The 22,124-nt window shown below is 61.8% G+C and carries 18 protein-coding genes; 15 read left to right on the top strand and 3 right to left on the bottom strand.

Going from position 1 to position 22,124, the window contains the following annotated elements; translation table 11 throughout:
- Positions 1-68 precede the first annotated feature (68 nt).
- The 11 genes from AACG97_RS02480 to AACG97_RS02430 all read left to right on the top strand — a co-directional run bounded on the left by AACG97_RS02480 (position 69) and on the right by AACG97_RS02430 (position 14,141).
- Positions 69-2,873 carry an LPS-assembly protein LptD gene (locus tag AACG97_RS02480; RefSeq protein ID WP_197886537.1) on the top strand — a complete coding sequence of 935 codons (2,805 nt, stop codon included), beginning with the start codon at positions 69-71 and terminating at the stop codon, positions 2,871-2,873.
- The gene (gene surA, locus AACG97_RS02475) at positions 2,854-4,173 is read left to right on the top strand and encodes a peptidylprolyl isomerase SurA (RefSeq protein ID WP_033690895.1); all 1,320 of its coding nucleotides are present in this window, start codon (positions 2,854-2,856) and stop codon (positions 4,171-4,173) included. Before AACG97_RS02480 ends, surA begins: the two co-directional genes overlap by 20 nt.
- Positions 4,170-5,159 (top strand): 4-hydroxythreonine-4-phosphate dehydrogenase PdxA, encoded by a 990-nt coding sequence (pdxA, locus tag AACG97_RS02470; RefSeq protein ID WP_009685238.1) that lies wholly within the window; start codon positions 4,170-4,172, stop codon positions 5,157-5,159. Before surA ends, pdxA begins: the two co-directional genes overlap by 4 nt.
- Entirely contained in the window at positions 5,156-5,959 is an 804-nt protein-coding gene (gene rsmA / locus AACG97_RS02465; RefSeq protein ID WP_197886539.1) for a 16S rRNA (adenine(1518)-N(6)/adenine(1519)-N(6))-dimethyltransferase RsmA, read from the top strand. The genes pdxA and rsmA overlap by 4 nt, the downstream gene beginning before the upstream one ends.
- A gap of 204 nt (positions 5,960-6,163) precedes the next feature.
- Complete coding sequence (gene apaG, locus AACG97_RS02460; RefSeq protein WP_029885942.1) at positions 6,164-6,544, top strand: Co2+/Mg2+ efflux protein ApaG; 381 nt, start codon at positions 6,164-6,166, stop codon at positions 6,542-6,544.
- Entirely contained in the window at positions 6,544-7,410 is an 867-nt protein-coding gene (locus tag AACG97_RS02455) for a symmetrical bis(5'-nucleosyl)-tetraphosphatase (protein WP_009685235.1), read from the top strand. The genes apaG and AACG97_RS02455 overlap by 1 nt, the downstream gene beginning before the upstream one ends.
- Before the next feature lie 14 nt (positions 7,411-7,424).
- A complete protein-coding gene (gene glpE, locus AACG97_RS02450; protein WP_009685234.1) occupies positions 7,425-7,757 on the top strand; it encodes a thiosulfate sulfurtransferase GlpE in 333 nt (110 codons plus the stop codon).
- A gap of 284 nt (positions 7,758-8,041) precedes the next feature.
- Positions 8,042-9,964, top strand: a complete 1,923-nt coding sequence (locus tag AACG97_RS02445; protein WP_009685233.1) for a PrkA family serine protein kinase — start codon at positions 8,042-8,044, stop codon at positions 9,962-9,964.
- 175 nt (positions 9,965-10,139) lie between these two features.
- A complete protein-coding gene (locus AACG97_RS02440) occupies positions 10,140-11,414 on the top strand; it encodes a YeaH/YhbH family protein (protein WP_009685232.1) in 1,275 nt (424 codons plus the stop codon).
- On the top strand, positions 11,411-12,979 hold the full coding sequence (locus AACG97_RS02435; RefSeq protein WP_009685231.1) for a SpoVR family protein: 1,569 nt from the start codon (positions 11,411-11,413) through the stop codon (positions 12,977-12,979). The genes AACG97_RS02440 and AACG97_RS02435 overlap by 4 nt, the downstream gene beginning before the upstream one ends.
- A gap of 55 nt (positions 12,980-13,034) precedes the next feature.
- Complete coding sequence (locus AACG97_RS02430) at positions 13,035-14,141, top strand: multifunctional CCA tRNA nucleotidyl transferase/2'3'-cyclic phosphodiesterase/2'nucleotidase/phosphatase (protein WP_125855473.1); 1,107 nt, start codon at positions 13,035-13,037, stop codon at positions 14,139-14,141.
- Between the two features lie 612 nt (positions 14,142-14,753).
- On the opposite strand, the gene folK is transcribed toward AACG97_RS02430, so the two are convergent.
- Positions 14,754-15,263 carry a 2-amino-4-hydroxy-6-hydroxymethyldihydropteridine diphosphokinase gene (folK, locus tag AACG97_RS02425; RefSeq protein ID WP_009682798.1) on the bottom strand — a complete coding sequence of 170 codons (510 nt, stop codon included), beginning with the start codon at positions 15,261-15,263 and terminating at the stop codon, positions 14,754-14,756.
- Positions 15,254-15,610 carry a dihydroneopterin aldolase gene (folB, locus tag AACG97_RS02420; RefSeq protein WP_009682799.1) on the bottom strand — a complete coding sequence of 119 codons (357 nt, stop codon included), beginning with the start codon at positions 15,608-15,610 and terminating at the stop codon, positions 15,254-15,256. Before folB ends, folK begins: the two co-directional genes overlap by 10 nt.
- A 74-nt stretch (positions 15,611-15,684) precedes the next feature.
- On the opposite strand from folB, the gene plsY reads away from it, so the two are divergent.
- Complete coding sequence (gene plsY, locus AACG97_RS02415) at positions 15,685-16,254, top strand: glycerol-3-phosphate 1-O-acyltransferase PlsY (protein ID WP_009682800.1); 570 nt, start codon at positions 15,685-15,687, stop codon at positions 16,252-16,254.
- A gap of 16 nt (positions 16,255-16,270) precedes the next feature.
- Here the strand turns inward: plsY and tsaD are convergent, their stop codons facing one another.
- A complete protein-coding gene (gene tsaD, locus AACG97_RS02410) occupies positions 16,271-17,296 on the bottom strand; it encodes a tRNA (adenosine(37)-N6)-threonylcarbamoyltransferase complex transferase subunit TsaD (protein ID WP_054904252.1) in 1,026 nt (341 codons plus the stop codon).
- Between the two features lie 204 nt (positions 17,297-17,500).
- Here tsaD and rpsU point away from each other — a divergent pair, with 204 nt between their 5' ends.
- The 3 genes from rpsU (at position 17,501) to rpoD (ending at position 21,916) form a co-directional block, all read left to right on the top strand.
- On the top strand, positions 17,501-17,716 hold the full coding sequence (gene rpsU, locus AACG97_RS02405; protein ID WP_003255575.1) for a 30S ribosomal protein S21: 216 nt from the start codon (positions 17,501-17,503) through the stop codon (positions 17,714-17,716).
- A gap of 302 nt (positions 17,717-18,018) precedes the next feature.
- Positions 18,019-19,998, top strand: coding sequence for a DNA primase (gene dnaG / locus AACG97_RS02400; RefSeq protein ID WP_115293297.1), 1,980 nt, complete (start codon positions 18,019-18,021; stop codon positions 19,996-19,998).
- A 67-nt stretch (positions 19,999-20,065) separates the two neighbouring features.
- On the top strand, positions 20,066-21,916 hold the full coding sequence (rpoD, locus tag AACG97_RS02395) for an RNA polymerase sigma factor RpoD (RefSeq protein WP_009682803.1): 1,851 nt from the start codon (positions 20,066-20,068) through the stop codon (positions 21,914-21,916).
- Positions 21,917-22,124: the final 208 nt, after the last annotated feature.

Below are 22,124 nucleotides of genomic sequence, written 5' to 3'. Positions count from 1 at the left end.
TCAGACCATCGAGAGGCGTGCGGCCCCACACGCGGGCAGATGGCACGCAGGAAGCCCGGACTAATAAGATGGCATTGAAATCCCCCGCGTTTCGTAGAAAGTTTCCGTTGCTGGTCACCGGCGGTCTGCTGGCCCTGCAACCTCTGGCCACATCGTACGTGGTGGCAGCCGAGCAGTTTGACTGCCAAGTGTCCGCCGCCGGCGGCTGGGACTGCAAGCCCAAGACCCCAGCCAGCAACCTGCCGCCACGCCCGGTGCACGAAGGTGCCGCCGTCAGCGGCGGCACCGAAGCCGCGAGCGAAGGCGAAACTGCGGACCGGCCGATGCTGGTCACCGAGGCCAAAGGCCGCGGCCTGAAGTCGCGCAGCGAAGACTACAGCCACCTCGACTGGGTGCCGCGTGAAAAGCTCACTGCCGCACAGCTGGCCGAAACCGGCCCGTACTGCGGTGGCGCCTACATCGAGCCGACTCGCCCAGGCATGGCCGACACCACGCCCAAGGACGAGTCGCCGACCTACATCAATGCCAAGGTGTCCAAGTACCAGCAGGAGCAGCAGATCGCTACCCTCGCCGGTGACGTGGTCATGCGCCAGGGCAGCATGCAGGCCGAAGCGGACGAGGCCAACCTGTACCAGGCCGAAAACCGTGGCGAGCTCAAAGGCAACGTCAAGATCCGTGACAACGGCTCGCTGGTAGTCGGTGACCAGGCACAGATTCAGCTCGACACGGGCGAAGCCCAGGTCGACAACGCCGAATACGTGATGCACAAGTCGCATATCCGCGGCAGCGCCCTGTACGCCAAGCGTGGCGAAAACGCCATCATCCGCCTCAAGGACGGTACGTACACCACCTGCGAACCGGGCAGCAACGCCTGGCAGCTGAAGGGCAACAACATCACCCTGAACCCGGCCACCGGCTTCGGCACCGCGACCAACGTCACCCTGCGGGTCAAGGATTTCCCGGTGTTCTACACACCGTACATCTACTTCCCGATCGACGATCGTCGCCAGTCCGGCTTCCTGCCACCTTCGTTCAGCAGCAGCAGCGACACCGGCTTCATGCTGGTCACGCCGTACTACTTCAACCTGGCGCCGAACTACGACGCCACGTTGTACCCGCGCTACATGACCAAGCGCGGCTTGCTGATGGAAGGCGAATTCCGCTACCTGACCAAGTCCAGCGAAGGCCAGTTCGGCGGCGCGTACCTGAACGACAAGAACGACGACCGCAAAGACCAGACGGACTACAAAGACCAGCGCTGGATGGTCAACTGGCAGCACAAGGGTGGCCTGGACGAACGCCTGATGACCGAGGTGGACTACACCGACATCAGCGACCCGTTCTACTTCCAGGACCTGGAGTCCGATCAGATCGGCGTGGAAAGCCGCGACGTGCTGAACCAGCAGGGCGCGCTGACCTACCGTGGCGACAGCTACACCGCGCGCCTGAACGTGCATGCCTACGAAATGGCGACCATTTCGCAGATCACGCCGTATGACCGCCTGCCGCAGCTGACCCTGAACGGTACCCTGCCATTCCAGCCAGGCGGCCTGAACCTGGGTTACGAGACCGAAGCGGTACGCTTCGAGCGTGACTTGAAGGATGATTTTGTTTTCGACAAAGATGGCAACCCGGATACCAGCACGGGTGTACCAGGCCAACGTCTCGACGAAAATATTTTTGGTGTTGCTCGCGCCAACGGTACTCGCCTAAACGTCGCACCTTCCATAAGCCTGCCGATGACAGCCAGCTACGGCTATATCACGCCGAAGCTGAAGTACATGTATACCCACTACGACCTTGACTTAGACAGCGAGGGCAAACGGGACCTAGTTGCAGACCCGGCAAGGGCTGCCCTCGAAGGCGACTTCAAGAGCAACCAAGACCGCGATGTCCCAATCTTCAGCGTCGACAGCGGCCTGTACTTCGATCGCAACACCTCGCTGTTTGGCAACAACTACCGTCAAACCCTCGAACCGCGCATGTTCTACCTCTACGTCCCGTACAAGGACCAGAAGGACATCCCGCTGTTCGATACTGGCGAAACCCTGTTCAGCTACGACTCGCTGTTCCGCGACAACCGCTTCAGCGGCACCGACCGCATCGGCGACGAGAACAAGCTGTCGCTGGGTGTCACTACCCGTTGGATCGAAGACAACGGCTTCGAGCGCCAGAACTTCAGCATCGGCCAGGCCTACTACTTCAAAGACCGCAAGGTACAGTTGCCGGGTATCGACTACCGTAACCGCAAAGGCTCGCAGTCCGACGTGTCGCCATACGCCCTGGTGTACAACTACTACTTCAACCGCGACTGGCGCTTCAATTCGGACTTCAACTGGGACCCGGACAGCCACAGCACCCGCTCGGGCAGCGCGATGTTCCACTACCAGCCTGAAGACAACCCGAACAAGATCGTCAACCTCGGCTACCGCTACCGTAACGACACCATCGCCTACGACTCGACAACGGGTACCTGGAAGGTGGGCGGCGGTGACTATGGCACCCCAGGCGATCCGAACTACATCAAGGATTACTACAAGATCCAGCAGCACGATTTCTCGGTCATCTGGCCGATCGTGCCACAATGGAGCGTGATTGCCCGCTGGCAGCATGACTACAACCGCAACCGCACCCTGGAAGCCATGGGTGGTTTCGAATACGACAACTGCTGCTGGAAGCTGCGTCTGGTCAACCGGTACTGGATCGACTACGACGATTTCAGCCAGGCCCTTCCGCAGAACGAAAAAGGCGACCACGGTGTCTTCCTTCAGATCGTCCTGAAAGGCCTCGGTGGTGTAGTTGGCAACAAGGTCGAATCTTTCCTCGACCAAGGCATTCAAGGTTACCGTGAACGTGAAGACCAAGCTTATTGATCGACTGCGCCCAGTGCTGCTGGGCGTCGCTTTGCTGAGTGGCGCGGTGCATGCCGCGGTACAGCCGCTTGATCGCGTGGTGGCCATCGTCGACAACGACGTGGTCATGCAAAGCCAGCTGGACCAGCGCGTGCATGAGGTTCAGCAAACCATCGCCAAGCGCGGCGGCAGCGTGCCGCCCGCCGGCGCCCTGGAACAGCAGGTACTGGAACGCCTGATCGTCGAAAACCTGCAACTGCAGATTGGCGAACGCTCCGGCATTCGCATCACCGACGAAGAACTGAACCAGGCCATCGGCACCATTGCCCAGCGCAACGGCATGTCGCTGGACCAGTTCCGCGCAGCGTTGGCCCATGACGGCCTGTCGTTCGACGACGCCCGCGACCAGGTCAAGCGCGAGATGATCATCAGCCGCGTGCGCCAACGCCGCGTGGCCGAGCGCATCCAGGTGTCGGAGCAGGAAGTGAAGAACTTCCTCAACTCCGACATGGGCAAGATGCAGATGTCGGAAGAGTACCGCCTGGCCAACATCCTGATCCCCACCCCGGAAGCCGCCAACTCGGCAGACATCCAGAAGGCTGCACGCCAGGTGGGCGAGGTGTACCAGCAACTCAAGCAAGGCGCGGACTTCGGCCAACTGGCCATCGCCCGCTCCGCCAGCGAAAACGCCCTGGAAGGCGGCGAGATGGGTTGGCGTAAAGCGGCCCAGCTGCCACCAGACTTCGCCAAGATGCTCAGCAGCATGCCCGTGGGTGAAATCACCCAGCCGATCCGCATCCCCAACGGCTTCATCATCCTCAAGCTGGAAGAGAAGCGTGGTGGCAGCGAGAACGTGCTGCGCGACGAAGTGCACGTGCGCCACATCCTGATCAAGCCAAGCGAGATCCGCAGCGACGCGGCCACCGAGCAACTGGCCGAGCGCCTGTACGAACGCATCAAGAACGGCGAAGACTTCGCCGAACTGGCGAAAAGCTACTCGGAAGACCCGGGCTCAGCGCTCAACGGCGGTGACCTCAACTGGGTCGACCCGAACAGCCTGGTGCCCGAGTTCCGCGAGCAGATGGCCAACGCCCAGCAAGGCGTTGTGACCAAGCCGTTCAAAACCCAGTATGGCTGGCACGTGCTGGAAGTACTGGGCCGTCGGGCCACCGACAGCACCGAGCAGGCGCGTGAGCAACAGGCCCTGAACGTGCTGCGTAACCGCAAATACGACGAAGAGCTGCAAACCTGGCTGCGCCAGATCCGCGACGAAGCCTACGTTGAAATCAAGCTGCCTGGCGCCGACCAGGCCGCCCAGTGAAGCCCCTGCGCTTCGCCGTCACCCCCGGCGAGCCGGCCGGCATAGGTCCTGACCTGTGCTTGCTGCTCGCCGCAGACGCCCAGCCCCACCCCCTGATTGCCATCACCAGCCGTGACCTGCTCGCCGAGCGGGCCACCCAGCTGGGGCTGGCTGTCGACCTGTTGCCGGTTGCCCCGGGCCAATGGCCCGAGCAGCCAGCGCCAGCGGGCAGCCTGTATGTTTGGGATACACCGCTGGCGGCCCCGGTAACACCGGGCCAGCTCGACACGGCCAACGCCGCGTTCGTGCTGCAAACCCTGACCCGTGCAGGCCAGGGCTGCCTGGACGGGCACTTCGCCGGGATGATCACCGCCCCCGTGCACAAGGGTGTGATCAACGAGAGCGGCATCGCCTTTTCCGGGCACACCGAATTCCTCGCCGAACTGACCCAAACCGCACAAGTGGTGATGATGCTGGCGACCCGCGGCCTGCGCGTGGCCCTGGTTACCACCCACCTGCCGCTGCGGGACATCGCCGACGCCATCACTGCCGAGCGCGTCGAGCGGGTTACCCGCATCCTGCATGCAGACATGCGCGACAAGTTCGGCATCACCGCCCCACGCATCCTGGTGTGCGGCCTCAACCCGCATGCCGGCGAAGGCGGCCACCTGGGCCGCGAAGAAATCGACATCATCGAGCCGACCCTGGCCCGCCTGCGCGCCGAAGGCATGGACCTGCGCGGGCCGCTGCCGGCCGATACCCTGTTTACCCCCAAATATCTGGAGCACTGCGACGCGGTGCTGGCGATGTACCACGACCAAGGCCTGCCCGTACTCAAGTACAAGGGTTTTGGTGCGGCCGTGAACGTGACCTTGGGCCTGCCGATCATCCGTACCTCGGTTGACCACGGCACCGCCCTGGACCTGGCCGGCAGCGGCAAGGTCGACACCGGCAGCCTGCGCGTCGCGCTGGAAACCGCCTACCAGATGGCCGAGAACCGACCATGAACGAGCAATACCAACACCGGGCGCGCAAGCGCTTCGGCCAGAACTTCCTGCACGACGCCGGCATCATCGACCGTATCCTGCGCGCTATCCACGCCAAGCCTGGCGAACGCTTGCTGGAAATCGGCCCGGGCCAGGGCGCCCTGACCGAGGGCCTGCTGGGCAGCGGCGCGCAACTGGACGTGGTCGAGCTGGACAAGGACCTGGTGCCGATCCTGCAGCACAAGTTCGCTGACCGCAGCAATTTCCGCCTGCACCAGGGCGACGCCCTGAAGTTCGACTTCAACCAGCTGGGCGTCCCGCCGCGCAGCCTCAAGGTGGTGGGTAACCTGCCCTATAACATCTCCACGCCGCTGATCTTCCACCTGCTCAGCCATGCCGGGCTGATCCGCGACATGCACTTCATGCTGCAGAAGGAAGTGGTCGAGCGCATGGCCGCCGGCCCTGGCGGTGGTGATTGGGGGCGGTTGTCGATCATGGTGCAGTACCACTGCCGCGTGGAACACCTGTTCAACGTTGGCCCTGGGGCGTTCAACCCGCCACCGAAAGTGGATTCGGCCATCGTGCGGCTGGTGCCGCACGAAGTGCTGCCTCACCCGGCCAAAGATGCACAACTGCTGGAGCGGGTGGTGCGTGACGCGTTCAACCAGCGCCGCAAAACACTGCGCAACACCATGAAGGGCCTGCTCGACAGCGCGGCCATCGAAGCTGCCGGCGTGGATGGCAGCCTGCGCCCGGAGCAGCTGGACCTGGCCGCCTTCGTGCGCCTGGCCGATCAGTTGGCCGATCAGCCCAAAGCCTGATTCGACCTGATCCGGCCTCTTCGCGGGCACGCCCGCTCCCACAGGTAAATCACCCCTCAAATGCGGTGGGATCCTGTGGGAGCGGGCGTGCCCGCGAAGAGGCCAGCCCAGGCAACACAAAACCCCCAGCCCTTCCACCGCTGGCCCTCCCCCCCGCCAATGGCCTAGACTGCATTATTGCGTCAGTTCGCCCAAGGCCCTTGCATGTCCGACCCCCGCTATCAAATCGACGTCAGCGTCGTGACCCGCTACCTCAAAGAGCAATCCGACCCAGAAAACAGTCGTTTCGCTTTCGCCTACACCATTACTGTGCAGAACAACGGCTCGCTGAAAGCCAAACTGCTGTCGCGCCACTGGCTGATCACCAACGGTGACGGCAAGGTCGAAGAAGTGCGCGGCGCCGGGGTGGTCGGCCAGCAGCCCAATATCGAGCCGGGCCAAAGCCACACCTACAGCAGTGGGGCTGTCATCAGCACCCGCGTAGGCACCATGCAGGGCAGCTACCAGATGTTTGCCGAAGACGGTAAACGTTTCGATGCCGAGATCGCCCCGTTTCGCCTGGCGGTGCCCGGGGCCCTGCACTGATGGCCACTTACGCCGTCGGCGACCTGCAGGGCTGCCTGCAGCCACTCAAATGCCTGCTCGAACGCGTACGCTTCGATCCCGCCGTGGACCGCCTGTGGCTGGTGGGCGATCTGGTCAACCGCGGCCCCGAGTCACTGCAAACGCTGCGCTTTCTGTACTCCATGCGCCAGTCCCTGGTCTGCGTGCTGGGCAACCACGACCTGCACCTGCTGGCCGCCTGGCACAACGTCGAGCGCCTGAAGAAAAGCGACACCTTGCGCGAGATCATCGAAGCGCCAGATGCGGATCAGTTGTTCGACTGGCTGCGCCAGCAAAAGCTGCTGCACTACGATGAGGCGCGGGGCGTTGCCATGGTTCATGCCGGCATCCCGCCGCAGTGGACGCTCGGGCAAGCCCTGAAGCTGGCAGACGAGGTGGAACAGGTGCTGCGCGATGACACTCGCCTGAAGTTGTACTTAGATGGCATGTACGGCAACGAGCCGAACAAGTGGAGCAAGAACCTCACCGGTATCGAGCGCCTGCGGGTCATCACCAACTACTTCACGCGCATGCGCTTCTGCACCGCAGAAGGCAAACTCGACCTCAAAAGCAAGGAAGGCCTGGGCACCGCGCCCAAAGGCTACAAACCCTGGTTTGCCCACAAGGACCGCCGCTCGCGGCACGTGAAGATCATCTTCGGCCACTGGGCCGCCCTTGAAGGGCGCGTCGACCAGCCTGACGTCATCGCCCTGGACACCGGCTGCGTGTGGGGCGGCGCCATGACCCTGTACAACCTCGACAGCGGCCAATACCACCGCTGCGACTGCGCCGCCGACGGCACCCTGCGCCAGCCGGCACAACCCACTACACTCAATGACCACACCTGAAGGAAGTAGTACCCATGAGCGAATTCAAGCGCATCCCTCCCGAGCAGGCCTTGGAGCTTCGCAAGCAAGAAGGTGCGGTCGTGGTCGATATCCGTGACTCGCAAGCCTTTGCTGCCGGCCACATTACCGGCGCCCGGCATCTGGATAACCATTCGGTTGCCGAGTTCATCCGCAATGCCGACCTCGACGCCCCCACCCTGGTGGTCTGCTACCACGGCAACTCCAGCCAGAGCGCTGCCGCCTACCTGGTAGGCCAGGGCTTCTCGGACGTGTACAGCGTCGACGGTGGTTTTGAACTGTGGCGCACCACCTACCCGGCCGAGACAGCCCAAGGCGCTGCCGAATAAATATTTTCATTTTTACTGCAGCCCGCGCCCTGCGCGGGCTTGCGGCTTACCTGACGAACGGTCGTTCGTAACTTCTGCACTCCTCGCCCCTTGACCTTGCAGATAACCAACTACGCTTAAGCTCAGGCCATCCAAAAAAGGGGAGAGCCGGTACACCGGCGTGCGGGTCATCGGTAGCGTAACAGGGTGTTCTGGGGGGTATACAGCAACTGGCGAACCCGGTTGCTTGCCAGCATCAGCTGACTGATCCGGCGTCGTCTCCACGTATCGAGCGAGGTGACGTCATGAGTATTTTTAGCCACTTCCAACAACGTTTCGAGTCAACGCGCCAGGAAGAACTCTCGCTGCAGGAGTACCTCGAGCTGTGCAAAGAGGATCGCAGTGCCTACGCATCGGCGGCCGAACGGCTGTTGCTGGCCATCGGTGAGCCAGAGCTGATCGACACCTCTACCAACTCCAGGCTGTCGCGCATTTTTTCCAACAAGGTGATCCGCCGCTATCCAGCCTTTGCCGACTTCCATGGCATGGAAGAGTGCATCGACCAGATCGTGTCGTACTTCCGTCACGCCGCCCAGGGCCTGGAAGAGAAGAAACAGATCCTCTACCTGCTGGGCCCGGTAGGTGGCGGTAAATCGTCGCTGGCGGAAAAACTCAAGCAGCTGATGGAGCGGGTACCGTTCTACGCCATCAAGGGCTCACCGGTGTTCGAATCGCCATTGGGCCTGTTCAACGCCACCGAAGACGGGGCCATTCTCGAGGAAGAGTTCGGCATCCCGCGGCGCTACCTCAACACCATCATGTCGCCCTGGGCAACCAAGCGGCTGCAGGAGTTCGGCGGCGATATTTCCAAATTCAAAGTGGTCAAGCTCTACCCTTCCATCCTCAACCAGATCGCCATCGCCAAGACCGAACCGGGCGATGAAAACAACCAGGACATCTCTGCCCTGGTCGGCAAGGTCGACATTCGCAAGCTCGAGGAATACCCACAGAACGACGCCGACGCCTACAGCTACTCGGGGGCACTGTGCCGGGCCAACCAGGGCCTGATGGAATTCGTGGAAATGTTCAAGGCGCCGATCAAGGTCCTGCACCCCTTGCTCACCGCCACCCAGGAAGGTAACTACAACAGTACCGAAGGCCTCGGGGCCATCCCGTACACCGGCATCCTGCTGGCCCACTCCAACGAATCGGAGTGGCACACCTTCCGTAACAACAAGAACAACGAAGCGTTCATCGACCGGATCTACATCGTCAAAGTGCCGTACTGCCTGCGCGTCAGCGACGAAATCAGGATCTACGACAAATTGCTGGTCAACAGTTCGCTGTCCAAGGCCCATTGCGCTCCGGACACGCTGAAAATGCTGGCGCAATTCACGGTGCTGTCGCGGCTCAAAGAGCCTGAAAACTCCAATATCTATTCGAAAATGCGCGTGTACGACGGTGAAAACCTCAAGGACACCGATCCGAAGGCCAAGTCGATCCAGGAATACCGCGACTCGGCCGGCGTCGACGAGGGCATGAATGGCCTGTCGACCCGCTTCGCCTTCAAGATCCTGTCCAAAGTGTTCAACTTCGACCCACACGAAATTGCCGCCAACCCCGTGCACCTGTTGTATGTGCTGGAGCAGCAGATCGAACAGGAACAGTTCCCTGCAGAAGTGCGCGAACGCTACCTGCGCTACCTGAAGGAGTACCTGGCACCGCGCTACATCGAGTTCATCGGCAAGGAAATCCAGACAGCGTACCTGGAGTCCTACAGCGAATACGGCCAGAACATCTTCGACCGCTATGTACTGTACGCCGACTTCTGGATCCAGGACCAGGAATACCGCGACCCGGAAACCGGCGAGATCCTCAACCGCATCGCGCTCAACGAAGAGCTGGAGAAAATCGAGAAGCCGGCCGGCATCAGCAACCCGAAAGACTTCCGCAACGAGATCGTCAACTTCGTACTGCGCGCACGCGCCAACAACAATGGCAAGAACCCAAGCTGGCTGAGCTACGAAAAACTGCGGGTGGTGATCGAGAAGAAAATGTTCTCCAACACCGAAGACCTGCTGCCGGTCATCAGCTTCAATGCCAAAGCCAGCAAAGAGGACCAGAAGAAACACAACGACTTCGTCACCCGAATGGTGGAGCGTGGTTATACCGACAAGCAGGTGCGCCTGCTGTCGGAGTGGTACCTGCGGGTCAGGAAATCGCAATAAAGCGGCAAGCCGCCTAGTGCCAAGCTACAAGCTGCAAGCCACAAGCTGGCTGGCGCCGGCGCATGCCAGGCGCCAGCATCTGCGGCAGCGATGGCTGCTTTTACTTGCAGCTTGAAGCTTACCGCTTGGCGTCCAGGGCTTGTGGCTTGCAGCTGCTCCAGCTACCGGAGGGACCATGAGCTACGTTATAGACCGCCGCCTGAACGGCAAGAACAAGAGCACGGTCAACCGCCAGCGCTTCCTGCGGCGGTACCGCGAACACATCAAGAAGGCCGTCGAAGAGGCGGTGAGCCGCCGCTCCATCATGGACATGGAACACGGCGAGCAGATCAGCATTCCCGGGCGTGATATCGACGAACCGGTGCTGCACCATGGCCGCGGGGGCAAACAGACCATCGTGCACCCCGGCAACAAGGAGTTCACTGCCGGTGAACACATACCCAGGCCGCAAGGCGGCGGCGGGGGTGGCGGCGGCCGTGGCAAGGCCGGCAACTCCGGCGAAGGCATGGACGAATTCGTCTTCCAGATCACCCAGGAAGAGTTCCTCGAATTCATGTTCGAAGACCTCGAATTGCCCAACCTGGTCAAACGCCACCTGACCGGTGCCGACACCTTCAAAACTGTGCGCGCCGGTATCGCCAACGAAGGCAACCCGTCGCGCATCAACATCGTGCGCACCCTGCGCTCGGCCCACGCCCGACGTATCGCCCTGACCGGCAGCAGCCGTGCCCTGCTGCGCGAAGCACAGAAAGAGCTGGCGCGCCTGCGCGCAGAGGAACCGGACAATTTCACCGATATCCAGGAAATCGAACAGGAAATCGAGCGCCTCAAGGCACGCATCAACCGCCTGCCGTTTCTCGACACCTTCGACCTCAAGTACAACCTGCTGGTCAAGCAACCCAACCCCAGCTCAAAGGCGGTGATGTTCTGCCTGATGGACGTGTCCGGTTCGATGACCCAGGCGACCAAAGACATCGCCAAGCGCTTCTTCATCCTGCTGTATCTGTTCCTCAAGCGTAATTACGACCGCATCGAAGTCGTGTTCATTCGCCACCACACCAGTGCCCGCGAAGTGGACGAGGAAGAATTTTTCTACTCGCGGGAAACCGGGGGCACCATCGTTTCCAGCGCACTCAAGCTAATGCAGGAGATCATGGCTGAACGCTACCCGGCCAGTGACTGGAACATCTATGCTGCCCAGGCGTCCGACGGCGACAACTGGAACGACGACTCGCCAATCTGCCGCGATATCCTGGCCAAGCAGATCATGCCGCACGTGCAGTACTACACTTACGTCGAAATCACCCCCCGTGAGCACCAGGCGCTGTGGTACGAATACGAACGCATCGGCGAGGCCTTCCCCGACACGTTTGCCCAACAGCAGCTGGTATCGGCCGGCGACATCTACCCGGTCTTCCGTGAACTCTTCCAGCGCAGGTTAGCCACATGACCGCCAGAGCACAGAGACGCCAACCCATTTCCACCGGGTCCGAATGGACGTTCGAACTGATCCAGACCTACGACCGGGAAATCAGCCGCCTGGCCGAGCGCTACGCCTTGGACACCTACCCCAACCAGATCGAGGTGATCACGGCCGAGCAGATGATGGACGCCTACGCTTCCGTCGGCATGCCGCTGGGCTATCACCACTGGTCCTACGGCAAGCAGTTCCTCAGCACGGAAAAGTCCTATAGCCGTGGCCAGATGGGCCTGGCCTACGAGATCGTGATCAACTCCGACCCCTGCATCGCTTACCTGATGGAAGAGAACACCATGTGCATGCAGGCACTGGTGATCGCCCATGCCTGCTATGGGCATAACAGCTTCTTCAAAGGCAACTACCTGTTCCGCACCTGGACGGATGCCAGCTCGATCATCGACTACCTGGTGTTCGCCAAGCAGTACATCGCGCAGTGCGAGGAACGCCACGGCATTGACGCCGTGGAAGACCTGATCGACTCCTGCCATGCCCTGATGAACTACGGCGTAGACCGCTACAAGCGGCCCTACCCTATTTCCGCCGAAGAGGAGCGGCGCCGGCAACAGGAGCGAGAGGAACACCTGCAGCGGCAGATCAACGACCTGTGGCGGACCATCCCGAAAAGCGCCGACAAGGGCAATGACCGCGATGAAGGGCGCTTCCCCGCCGAGCCGCAGGAAAACATCCTGTATTTCATCGAAAAGAACGCCCCGCTGCTGGAACCCTGGCAACGGGAAGTGGTGCGCATCGTGCGCAAGATAGCCCAGTATTTCTACCCGCAGCGCCAGACCCAGGTGATGAACGAAGGCTGGGCAACCTTCTGGCACTACACCCTGATGAACGACTTGTACGACGAGGGGCTGATAACCGAAGGCTTCATGATGGAGTTTCTGCAGTCGCATACCAGTGTGGTGTTCCAGCCTGGTTTCGACAGCCCGTACTACAGCGGCATCAACCCTTACGCGCTGGGCTTTGCGATGTACACCGACATCCGCCGCATGTGCGAGAACCCAACCGAAGAGGATCGCCACTGGTTCCCCGACATTGCCGGCAGTGATTGGCTTTCTACCATCAAGTTCGCCATGAGCAGCTTCAAGGACGAGAGTTTCATCCTGCAATACCTGTCGCCCAAGGTAATGCGCGACCTCAAGCTGTTCAGCATTCTCGATGATGACCAACGGGACGATCTGCTGGTACCGGCCATTCACGACGAGTCGGGTTACCGGCTCATTCGCGAGCAACTGGCAGCCCAGTACAACCTGGGCAACCGTGAGCCGAACGTGCAGATCTGGAGTGTCGACCGCCGTGGGGACCGCTCCCTCACCCTGCGTCACCAGCAGCACAACCGCAAACCGCTCGGCGACTCGACCGACGAAGTCCTCAAGCACCTGCATCGGCTGTGGGGCTTCGATATCCACCTGGAGACCGTGCAAGGCGAGCAGGTGGTCAAGACCCACCACATGCCGCCACGCGGCGAGCACGGCGACGGCGGCGAATACGGCCGCATGGACCTGGCGGTGATTCACCATCTCTGAAGCCACGCCATGACTGCCGGCGGGTTATGCTGTCGGCAGTTATGGAGAGTTGCTCATGCACATTTACAAGGTTGGCGGTGCCGTACGTGACCGCCTGCTCGGCCGACCGGTCAGCGATATCGACTGGCTGGTGGTCGGTGCCAGCGTCGAGGAAATGCTGGCCAAGGGTTACCGCCCGGTCGGCGCCGACTTCCCGGTATTCCTGCACCCGAAAACCGGCGAGGAATACGCCCTGGCCCGTACCGAACGCAAAAGCGGGCGCGGCTACGGTGGCTTCACCTTCCATGCCAGCCCCGACGTAACCCTGGAAGAAGACCTGATCCGCCGCGACCTGACCATCAATGCCATGGCCGAGGATGAGGCCGGGCAGGTTCATGACCCTTACCAGGGCGCGCGGGATCTGGACCAACGCCTGTTACGCCACGTTTCCCCAGCGTTCGCTGAAGACCCCCTGCGTGTGCTGCGGGTGGCGCGCTTTGCTGCGCGCTATGCACCCTTGGGCTTTCGGGTGGCCGATGAAACCTTGGAGCTGATGCGCCAGATCAGTGCCTCGGGCGAATTGCAGGCATTGACTGCAGAGCGCAGCTGGAAGGAGATCGAGCGCGCGCTGATGGAGGCGCAGCCGCAGGTGTTCTTCCAGGTCCTGCATGCGTGCGCCGCCCTCCGGGAACTGTTGCCTGAGCTTGATAGCGCTCCCCAAGCCCTGGCTGCGCTGGAACAAGCAGCTGCGCATCACCAGCCCCTGCACGTGCGCTGGGCCTGCCTGTTGCACCAGTTGCCCCCCACCTCGATCAAGACCGTCAACCAACGCCTCAAGGCGCCGCGGGAATGCCAGGAGCTGGCCCTGCTGACGGGGGAGTGCCTGGTGCAGGCTGATCAGGCGCTGCAGCTGCCTGCCATGTCACTGCTGGCGCTGTTGCAGAAGTTCGATGTGTACCGGCGCCCGCAGCGGTTTGAGGATTTCCTGGCTGCCTGCGAGATGGTGGCACTGGGGAATTGCAAAGCGGGTTATCCACAGGGCGAGTACTTGCGTGGCGCTGCGGCAGCGGCGCGGGCGGTGGATGTGAACCCGCTTGTGCAGGCAGGGCTGACTGGCCAGGCACTGGGCGAAGCGCTCAAAGCGCAGCGGCTGAAAGCGCTTGAGGCTTACCGGCACTGCTAGTGCTACCGGCCCTTTCGCGGCTAAAGCCGCTCCCACAGGTAGTGCGCCAACGTGAAGGCAACACAGCCCCTGTGGGAGATTCTATGGTTTCTGGCAAGGGTAGCCGCAGCACCTTCCGCGCCTGTGAGATCGAGCGCCGCCCGCGCGGCGCATCGCGAGCTGCGCTCGCTCCTACGTTTGTTTCGGGCCAGTAACCCCTGTGCCAGATGCGCGCGGCCGCCTTGTTCGTACGACGCGATTTTGAGGCATGCGCCAAGGCGTTCGCGCGCAAATCCCACAGGAATAATTGGCCCGAAACAAACGTAGGAGCGAGCGCAGCTCGCGATGCGCCGCGCGGGCGGCGCTCGCTCTAACAGGCGCTGCATACCTTGTGGCAAACACCTGTCAGCCCTGATGCGATCCCCGTGGGAGCTGGCTTGCCCGCGAAGCAGGCGACGCTGTGCCTGGCACCGGCTCCGCCGGTGTTCGCGGGCATGCCCGCTCCCACAGGGTGGGCCTGCGCTGGCTTGGAGTTGCCGCCGTACTTGCAGGAGCAACTGTCTTTCTCAAAATTAGAAGCCTGCGCGATTCACCTGTGGGAGCGGGCAAGCCCGCGAAAAGGCCGGAACAGGCTTACGCCGGCGTCAACTGCAACCCACGCCACTCAAAGGCCACCGGGGCCAGCACCTGGTCGATCTGCGCGTCCTGCCACAACTGCGCCATGGTCTTGCCCGCCCCCGGATGCACCAGTTCCGGCGCCAGCAGCGACAGCGGCCATAACACGAAGGCGTTCTTCAAGATCTCTGCCCGGGGCAGTACCAGCCCATCGAAGTTGCCATGCAGGTCGTCATACATCAGCACGTCGATATCCAGCGGCAACCCTTTGCGGTCAGGCGCATAACGGCCATTGTCGGCCTCGATGAACTTCAGCCGGCGGTCCAGTTCGATCAACGGCAGCGCGGTTTGCCCGCTGACCACGAAATTGATGAATGGCCCGCTCTTGATCCCCACCGCCTTGCTCTCGAAAGCCGGAGAGCAGCGCATGTCGGTGAGAATCGCGGCCAATGCATCAAGCCCGGCACACAAATGCGCCTCACGGTCGACATTGCTGCCAAGGCCCAGGTAAACCGTGCTCAGAGACATCCGCGCTCGATCTCCACGCCAACACCGCCACGGGCCGCCGGCACCGCGCCAGGCTTGGTCAGCTTCAACCGCACCCACGGGATGTGGAACTCTTCCATCAAGGCAGCCACCAGGCGCTCGGCAAAAGTTTCCACCAGCTCGAAACGGGCCTGCTCGGCGAATGCCTGGATACGCGCCGAAACGCTGGCGTAATCCAGGGCCAGGTTCAGGTCGTCGCCGGCCGCCGCGGGGCGGTTGTCCCAGGCAAAGCTCAAGTCCAGGCGCAAGCACTGGCGAATATCCCGCTCCCAGTCATAGGCACCGATAACGGTATCGACTTCCAGGCCTTCGATGAACACTCTGTCCAAGCACTTCTCTCCACAGCACGACAAGGGCGACTGGCGCCGTTAGAATCAGGGCGTCCTCGCCCGGAATAGTTAGCATGTTTTGGTTACTGGCGTTGCTCGCCTACCTGCTCGGCTCGCTGTCCTTCGCCATTGTTCTCAGCCGCCTCTCAGGCAGCCCGGACCCGCGTTCCAGTGGCTCAGGCAATGCCGGCGCTACCAACATGCTACGCCTGGCAGGCCGTAAAATGGCGATCCTGACCCTGCTTGGCGACCTGTGCAAGGGCCTGCTGCCAGTATTGCTCGCCCGCCTCGCCGGGCTGGACCTGCAAGAACAGGCCTGGGTAGGCGTGTATGCAGTGCTGGGCCACCTGTTTCCAGTGTACTTCCGCTTCCAGGGTGGCAAGGGCGTGGCGACGGCGGCCGGCATGCTCATGGGCCTGTATTTCCCCGCCGCGCTGCTGGCGGTTGGCGCCTGGCTGCTGATTTTCTACCTCACCCGTACCAGCTCGCTGGCCGCGCTGATCGCCACCCCGCTGACCTTGCCATTGCTGGCCTGGCGCGAGCCGGAAGCCCTGCTGCCGATCACCGTGCTCACCGCCTTGATCGTCTGGAGCCACCGCAGCAACCTGCGCGATCTGTTTGCCGGGCGCGAACGCCACTTCTGAACCTTGCCGCCCACCGTTACAGCGGTGGCAATTGCTCCATCGGCCAGCGTGCCTGCACGCTGATCCCCAGGCCCTGCTGCTGCCCGGCCAGCAGCCGCTGGCAGCCGGCATAGGCGATCATCGCGCCGTTGTCGGTGCAGAACTGCGGCCGCGCGTAATACACGTTGCCCTTCATGCCGGCCAGCATCTCTTCCAGCGAGGCGCGCAAGGCCTTGTTGGCACTTACGCCACCGGCGATGACCAGGCGCTTGAGGCCCGTCTGCTTGAGGGCCCGCTTGCACTTGATGGTCAAAGTCTCTACCACGGCCTGCTGGAATGCCAGCGACACGTCGCAACGGGTTTGCTCGCCGTCGTCGCCAGCATTCTTGCACTGCTGCCAGGTGTTCAGGGCGAACGTCTTCAGGCCACTGAAGCTGAATTCCAGGCCAGGGCGATCGGTCATCGGCCTGGGGAACACAAAGCGCCCCGGCACGCCCTGCTCGGCCAGGCGCGCGATTTCCGGGCCACCCGGGTAATTCAGGCCAATCAGCTTGGCGGTCTTGTCGAAAGCTTCGCCAGCGGCATCGTCCAGGCTCTCGCCCAGCAGCTCGTATCGGCCGATGCCATCCACACGAACCAGCTGGGTATGGCCGCCGGACACCAACAAAGCGACGAACGGAAACTCGGGCGGGTTTTCTTCCAGCATGGGCGCCAGCAGGTGGCCTTCCATGTGGTGTACGCCAATTGCCGGAATGTCCCAGGCAAATGCCAGGGCCTGGGCGCACGACGCCCCCACCAGCAAGGCCCCGACCAGGCCGGGGCCGGCGGTATAGGCGATGGCGTCGATTTCGGTGGCGACACAGCCCGCCTCGTCCAGCACCTGGCGGATGAGGGGCAGCATGCGCTTGACGTGGTCACGCGAGGCAAGCTCGGGCACCACACCGCCAAACACGCGGTGCAGGTCGATCTGGCTGAACAGCGCGTCGGCCAACAAACCGCGTTCGCTGTCGTATAATGCGACGCCAGTTTCGTCGCAGGATGTTTCCAATCCCAGTACTAGCATGGGCTCGTCCCTTGTGGGGGCTGAATTCGAAGCCGCGCATGATAGTCCCCGTGCCGAGTGCCGACCAGCGGTTTTCGATCAGAGGCTTTGCATTCCGGCTTGCTAAGGGTTAACATCCGCAACCCTTGAAAACCGACGTTCTCCAGCACACCTTTGTTTTGCCAGGAGCACGTCTACCCCGGTAATGAATTAAGGTAGCCCTGGATGCCAGCCGTCAAAGTTAAAGAGAACGAACCCTTCGACGTAGCTCTGCGTCGTTTCAAGCGCTCCTGCGAAAAAGCCGGTGTACTGGCTGAAGTTCGTAGCCGCGAGTTTTACGAGAAGCCGACCGCAGAGCGTAAGCGCAAAGCAGCTGCTGCTGTTAAGCGTCACGCCAAGAAAGTTCAGCGCGAACAGCGCCGCGCCGTTCGCCTGTACTAATACAGGCGTTCAACGCAAAGCTTCTGCCCTGCCCGGCTAACGCCGGGCGATGGCAGTGGTCGTTTTACACTTGGGCAGCCAGCCCAAGGCCCCGCACAAGCTTCACGCGAACTGCATACGGGCAACCTGCCTGAAACGTCAGAGCTGGTCTTCGCTGTTCCATGACCAGACGTGCACGTCAGACTGACGGGCCCCTAGTGGCCGGCGGCGAGCACACATTTCCTCGCACCATATCAAGCGGCACCCGCCCCATTCGGCGCGCGAGCGATTAGACTTGCCAGTTGCCAGATGACGAGACTGCCATGGCCGGGCTGATTCCCCAGAGCTTTATTGACGACCTGATCAACCGCCTCGACATCGTCGATGTGGTGAGTTCGCGCGTCCAGCTGAAAAAAACCGGCAAGAACTACTCCGCCTGCTGCCCGTTCCACAAGGAAAAAACCCCTTCCTTTACGGTCAGCCCCGACAAGCAGTTCTACTACTGCTTCGGCTGCGGCGCCGGTGGCAACGCCCTGGGCTTTGTCATGGACCACGACAACCTGGATTTCCCCCAGGCCGTCGAGGAGCTGGCCCGCGCCGCCGGCATGGAAGTGCCCCGCGAACAAGGGCGCCGTGACAACAAGCCACGCCAGCCCACCGATTCGCCACTATACCCGCTGCTGGATGCAGCCTCCGAGTTCTACCGCCAGGCGTTGCGCAGCCACCCGACCCGCAAGGCGGCGGTGGACTACCTCAAAGGCCGTGGCCTGTCCGGGGAAATTGCCCGCGATTTCTGCCTGGGCTTCGCCCCGCCCGGCTGGGACAACCTGCTCAAGCACCTGGGCGCCGACGCCCTGCAGCAGAAGGTGATGATCGATGCCGGCCTGCTGATCGAGAACGCCGAAAGCGGCAAGCGCTACGATCGCTTCCGCGACCGGGTAATGTTCCCCATCCGTGACAGCCGCGGGCGCATCATCGCCTTTGGTGGCCGGGTGCTCGGCGACGACAAACCCAAGTACCTGAACTCCCCGGAAACTCCGGTATTCCATAAGGGCCAGGAACTGTACGGGTTGTACGAGGCGCGCAAGCACAACCGCAACCTCGACGAAATCATCGTTGTCGAGGGCTACATGGATGTCATCGCCCTCGCCCAGCAAGGCTTGCGCAATGCCGTGGCCACCCTTGGCACGGCCACCAGCGAAGAACACCTCAAGCGTCTGTTCCGCGTGGTGCCCAGCGTGCTGTTCTGCTTCGACGGCGACCAGGCCGGGCGCAAAGCGGCATGGCGCGCGCTGGAATCGGCGCTGCCCAACCTGCAGGACGGCCGTCGGGCGCGCTTCCTGTTCCTGCCTGAAGGCGAAGACCCAGACAGCCTGGTACGCGCCGAAGGCACCGACGCCTTCATGGCCCGCATCAACCAGCACGCCCAGCCGCTGGCCGACTACTTCTTCGAGCAACTGGGCGTCGAAGCCGACCCGCGCTCGCTGGAAGGCAAGGCCCACATGGCGACCCTGGCCGCACCGTTGATCGAAAAGATTCCCGGCGCCAACCTGCGCCAGCTGATGCGCAACCGCCTGAGAGAAATCACCGGCCTCGACCCTCAACAGGTCGAGCAACTGGCCCAGCAGGCACCCGCGCCCAGCAGCATGCCGGACTACGACCCTGGCTACGATTACGACGCCATGGCCAGCTACACCCCCGACTATGGTGACATGCCGCAGTTCGAGCCGGCGCCGTTCCAGCAGGAGCAGGCCTGGAAGCCCAACAAGGGCGGCGGCAAGAAGCCGTGGGGCGACAAACCATGGGACAAGAACCGCAAGGGCGGGAAAAACTGGCAGCGCGATGAAGCGCCGCCACGGGTGCCGGCGCCGGTCGAACCCCCTACCCTGGCGGCCCTGCGCACCTTGCTGCACCACCCGCTGCTGGCGGGCAAGGTGGAAGATGCCAGCCACTTCGCCGACGAAGAGCACCTGTACAGCCAGCTGCTGGTGGCATTGATCGAAGCCGCACAGAAAAATCCTGGGCTAAGCTCAATGCAGCTGATTGCACGCTGGCATGGCACCGAACAGGGCCGCCTGCTGCGGGCCTTGGCAGAAAAGGAATGGCTGATCGTGGCCGACAACCTTGAACAACAGTTTTTCGACACCATTACTAGCTTGTCCGCCCGCCAACGCGAGCGCAGCCTGGAACAACTGCTCAGGAAATCACGTCAAAGCGAATTGACCAGCGAGGAAAAAACCCAGCTCCTCGCCTTGCTGAGCCGGAATGTTCCCGCACAAACGCCGACCTCATCTGGCGCGTGAGGCCCATGCTCGGGTATAATCCTCGGCTTGTTTTTTGCCCGCCAAGACCTTCAGTGGATAGGGTGTTATGTCCGGAAAAGCGCAACAGCAGTCTCGTATCAAAGAGTTGATCACCCGCGGTCGTGAGCAGGGCTACCTGACTTACGCGGAGGTCAACGACCACCTGCCTGAGGATATTTCAGATCCGGAACAGGTGGAAGACATCATCCGCATGATCAACGACATGGGGATCAACGTATTCGAGAGTGCTCCGGATGCGGATGCCCTTCTGTTGGCGGAAGCCGACACCGACGAAGCCGCGGCCGAAGAAGCCGCTGCTGCGTTGGCGGCAGTTGAAACCGATATCGGCCGCACGACCGACCCGGTGCGCATGTACATGCGCGAAATGGGTACGGTCGAGCTGCTGACCCGCGAAGGCGAGATCGAAATCGCCAAGCGTATCGAGGAAGGCATTCGTGAAGTCATGGGCGCCATCGCCCACTTCCCGGGCACTGTCGATTACATTCTCGGCGAATATGACCGTGTCACCGCCGAAGGTGGCCGCCTGTCCGATGTTCTCAGCGGTTACATCGACCCTGACGACAATATCGCAGCGCCTACCGACGAGGTGCCGGTCATCGGCGCCAAGGCCCCAGCGGCCAAGGAAGAGTCGGACGAGGAAGACGAAGAAAGCGAAGGCAGTGACGACGAAGAAGAGACCGAAAGCGGTCCCGACCCCGTTGTCGCCGCACAGCGTTTCGGTGCGGTCAACGACCAGCTTCAGGTCACCAACAAGGTTCTGAAGAAACACGGTCGCAACCACAAGGAAAGCATCGAGGCCCTGCAGGCCCTGGCTGACCTGTTCATGCCGATCAAACTGGTACCGAAGCAGTTCGAGGTACTGGTCGAGCGCGTGCGTGACGCCTTGAGCCGTCTGCGCCAGCAAGAACGCGCCATCATGCAGCTGTGCGTGCGTGACGCCCGCATGCCGCGTGCCGACTTCCTGCGCATGTTCCCAAGCAACGAAACCGACCAGACCTGGAGCGGTGACCTGGCCAAGCGCAACACCAAATGGGCTGCTGCCCTGGGTGAAAAGGACGCCGCCATCGTCGCTTGCCAGCAAAAGCTGATCGACCTTGAGACCGAAACCGGCCTGACCGTTGCCGAGATCAAGGAAATCAACCGTCGCATGTCGATCGGTGAAGCCAAGGCCCGCCGTGCCAAGAAAGAAATGGTCGAGGCAAACCTGCGTCTGGTTATCTCCATCGCCAAGAAGTACACCAACCGTGGCCTGCAGTTCCTCGACCTGATCCAGGAAGGCAACATCGGCTTGATGAAGGCGGTAGACAAGTTCGAATACCGTCGTGGTTACAAGTTCTCGACCTACGCCACCTGGTGGATTCGCCAGGCAATCACCCGTTCGATCGCTGACCAGGCTCGCACCATTCGTATTCCGGTGCACATGATCGAGACGATCAACAAGCTCAACCGTATTTCCCGGCAGATGCTGCAGGAAATGGGCCGCGAACCGACCCCGGAAGAGCTGGGTGAGCGCATGGAAATGCCTGAGGACAAGATCCGCAAGGTGTTGAAAATCGCCAAAGAGCCGATTTCCATGGAAACCCCGATCGGTGACGACGAAGACTCGCACCTGGGCGACTTCATCGAGGACTCGACCATGCAGTCCCCGATCGATGTAGCCACGGTCGAGAGCCTGAAAGAAGCCACCCGTGACGTGCTCTCGGGCCTGACCGCACGCGAAGCCAAGGTGCTGCGCATGCGTTTCGGTATCGACATGAACACCGACCATACCCTTGAAGAGGTAGGCAAGCAGTTTGACGTGACCCGTGAGCGGATCCGTCAGATCGAAGCCAAGGCGTTGCGCAAATTGCGCCACCCGACGCGCAGCGAGCACCTGCGCTCCTTCCTCGACGAGTGACGAACAAACCCCGGCCTAGGCCTAATGCCTGTTAGTTAAGCGTTACTGGGGCTGCTTTGCAGCCCTTCGCGGGCACGCCCGCTCCCACTCAAGTAATGCGCGATCCGCTGTGGGAGCGGGCGTGCCCGCGAAGGGTCGCAAAGCGACCCCAAATTTCTTAACTGACTCGCATTAAGCCCAGGCCGGGGTTTTTCTCAAGGCACTGTTG

It is taken from the genome of Pseudomonas sp. Nvir (assembly GCF_963778085.1).
Classification (GTDB): Bacteria; Pseudomonadota; Gammaproteobacteria; order Pseudomonadales; family Pseudomonadaceae; genus Aquipseudomonas; species Aquipseudomonas juntendi.
This window is presented reverse-complemented; position numbering and strand designations above follow the sequence as displayed.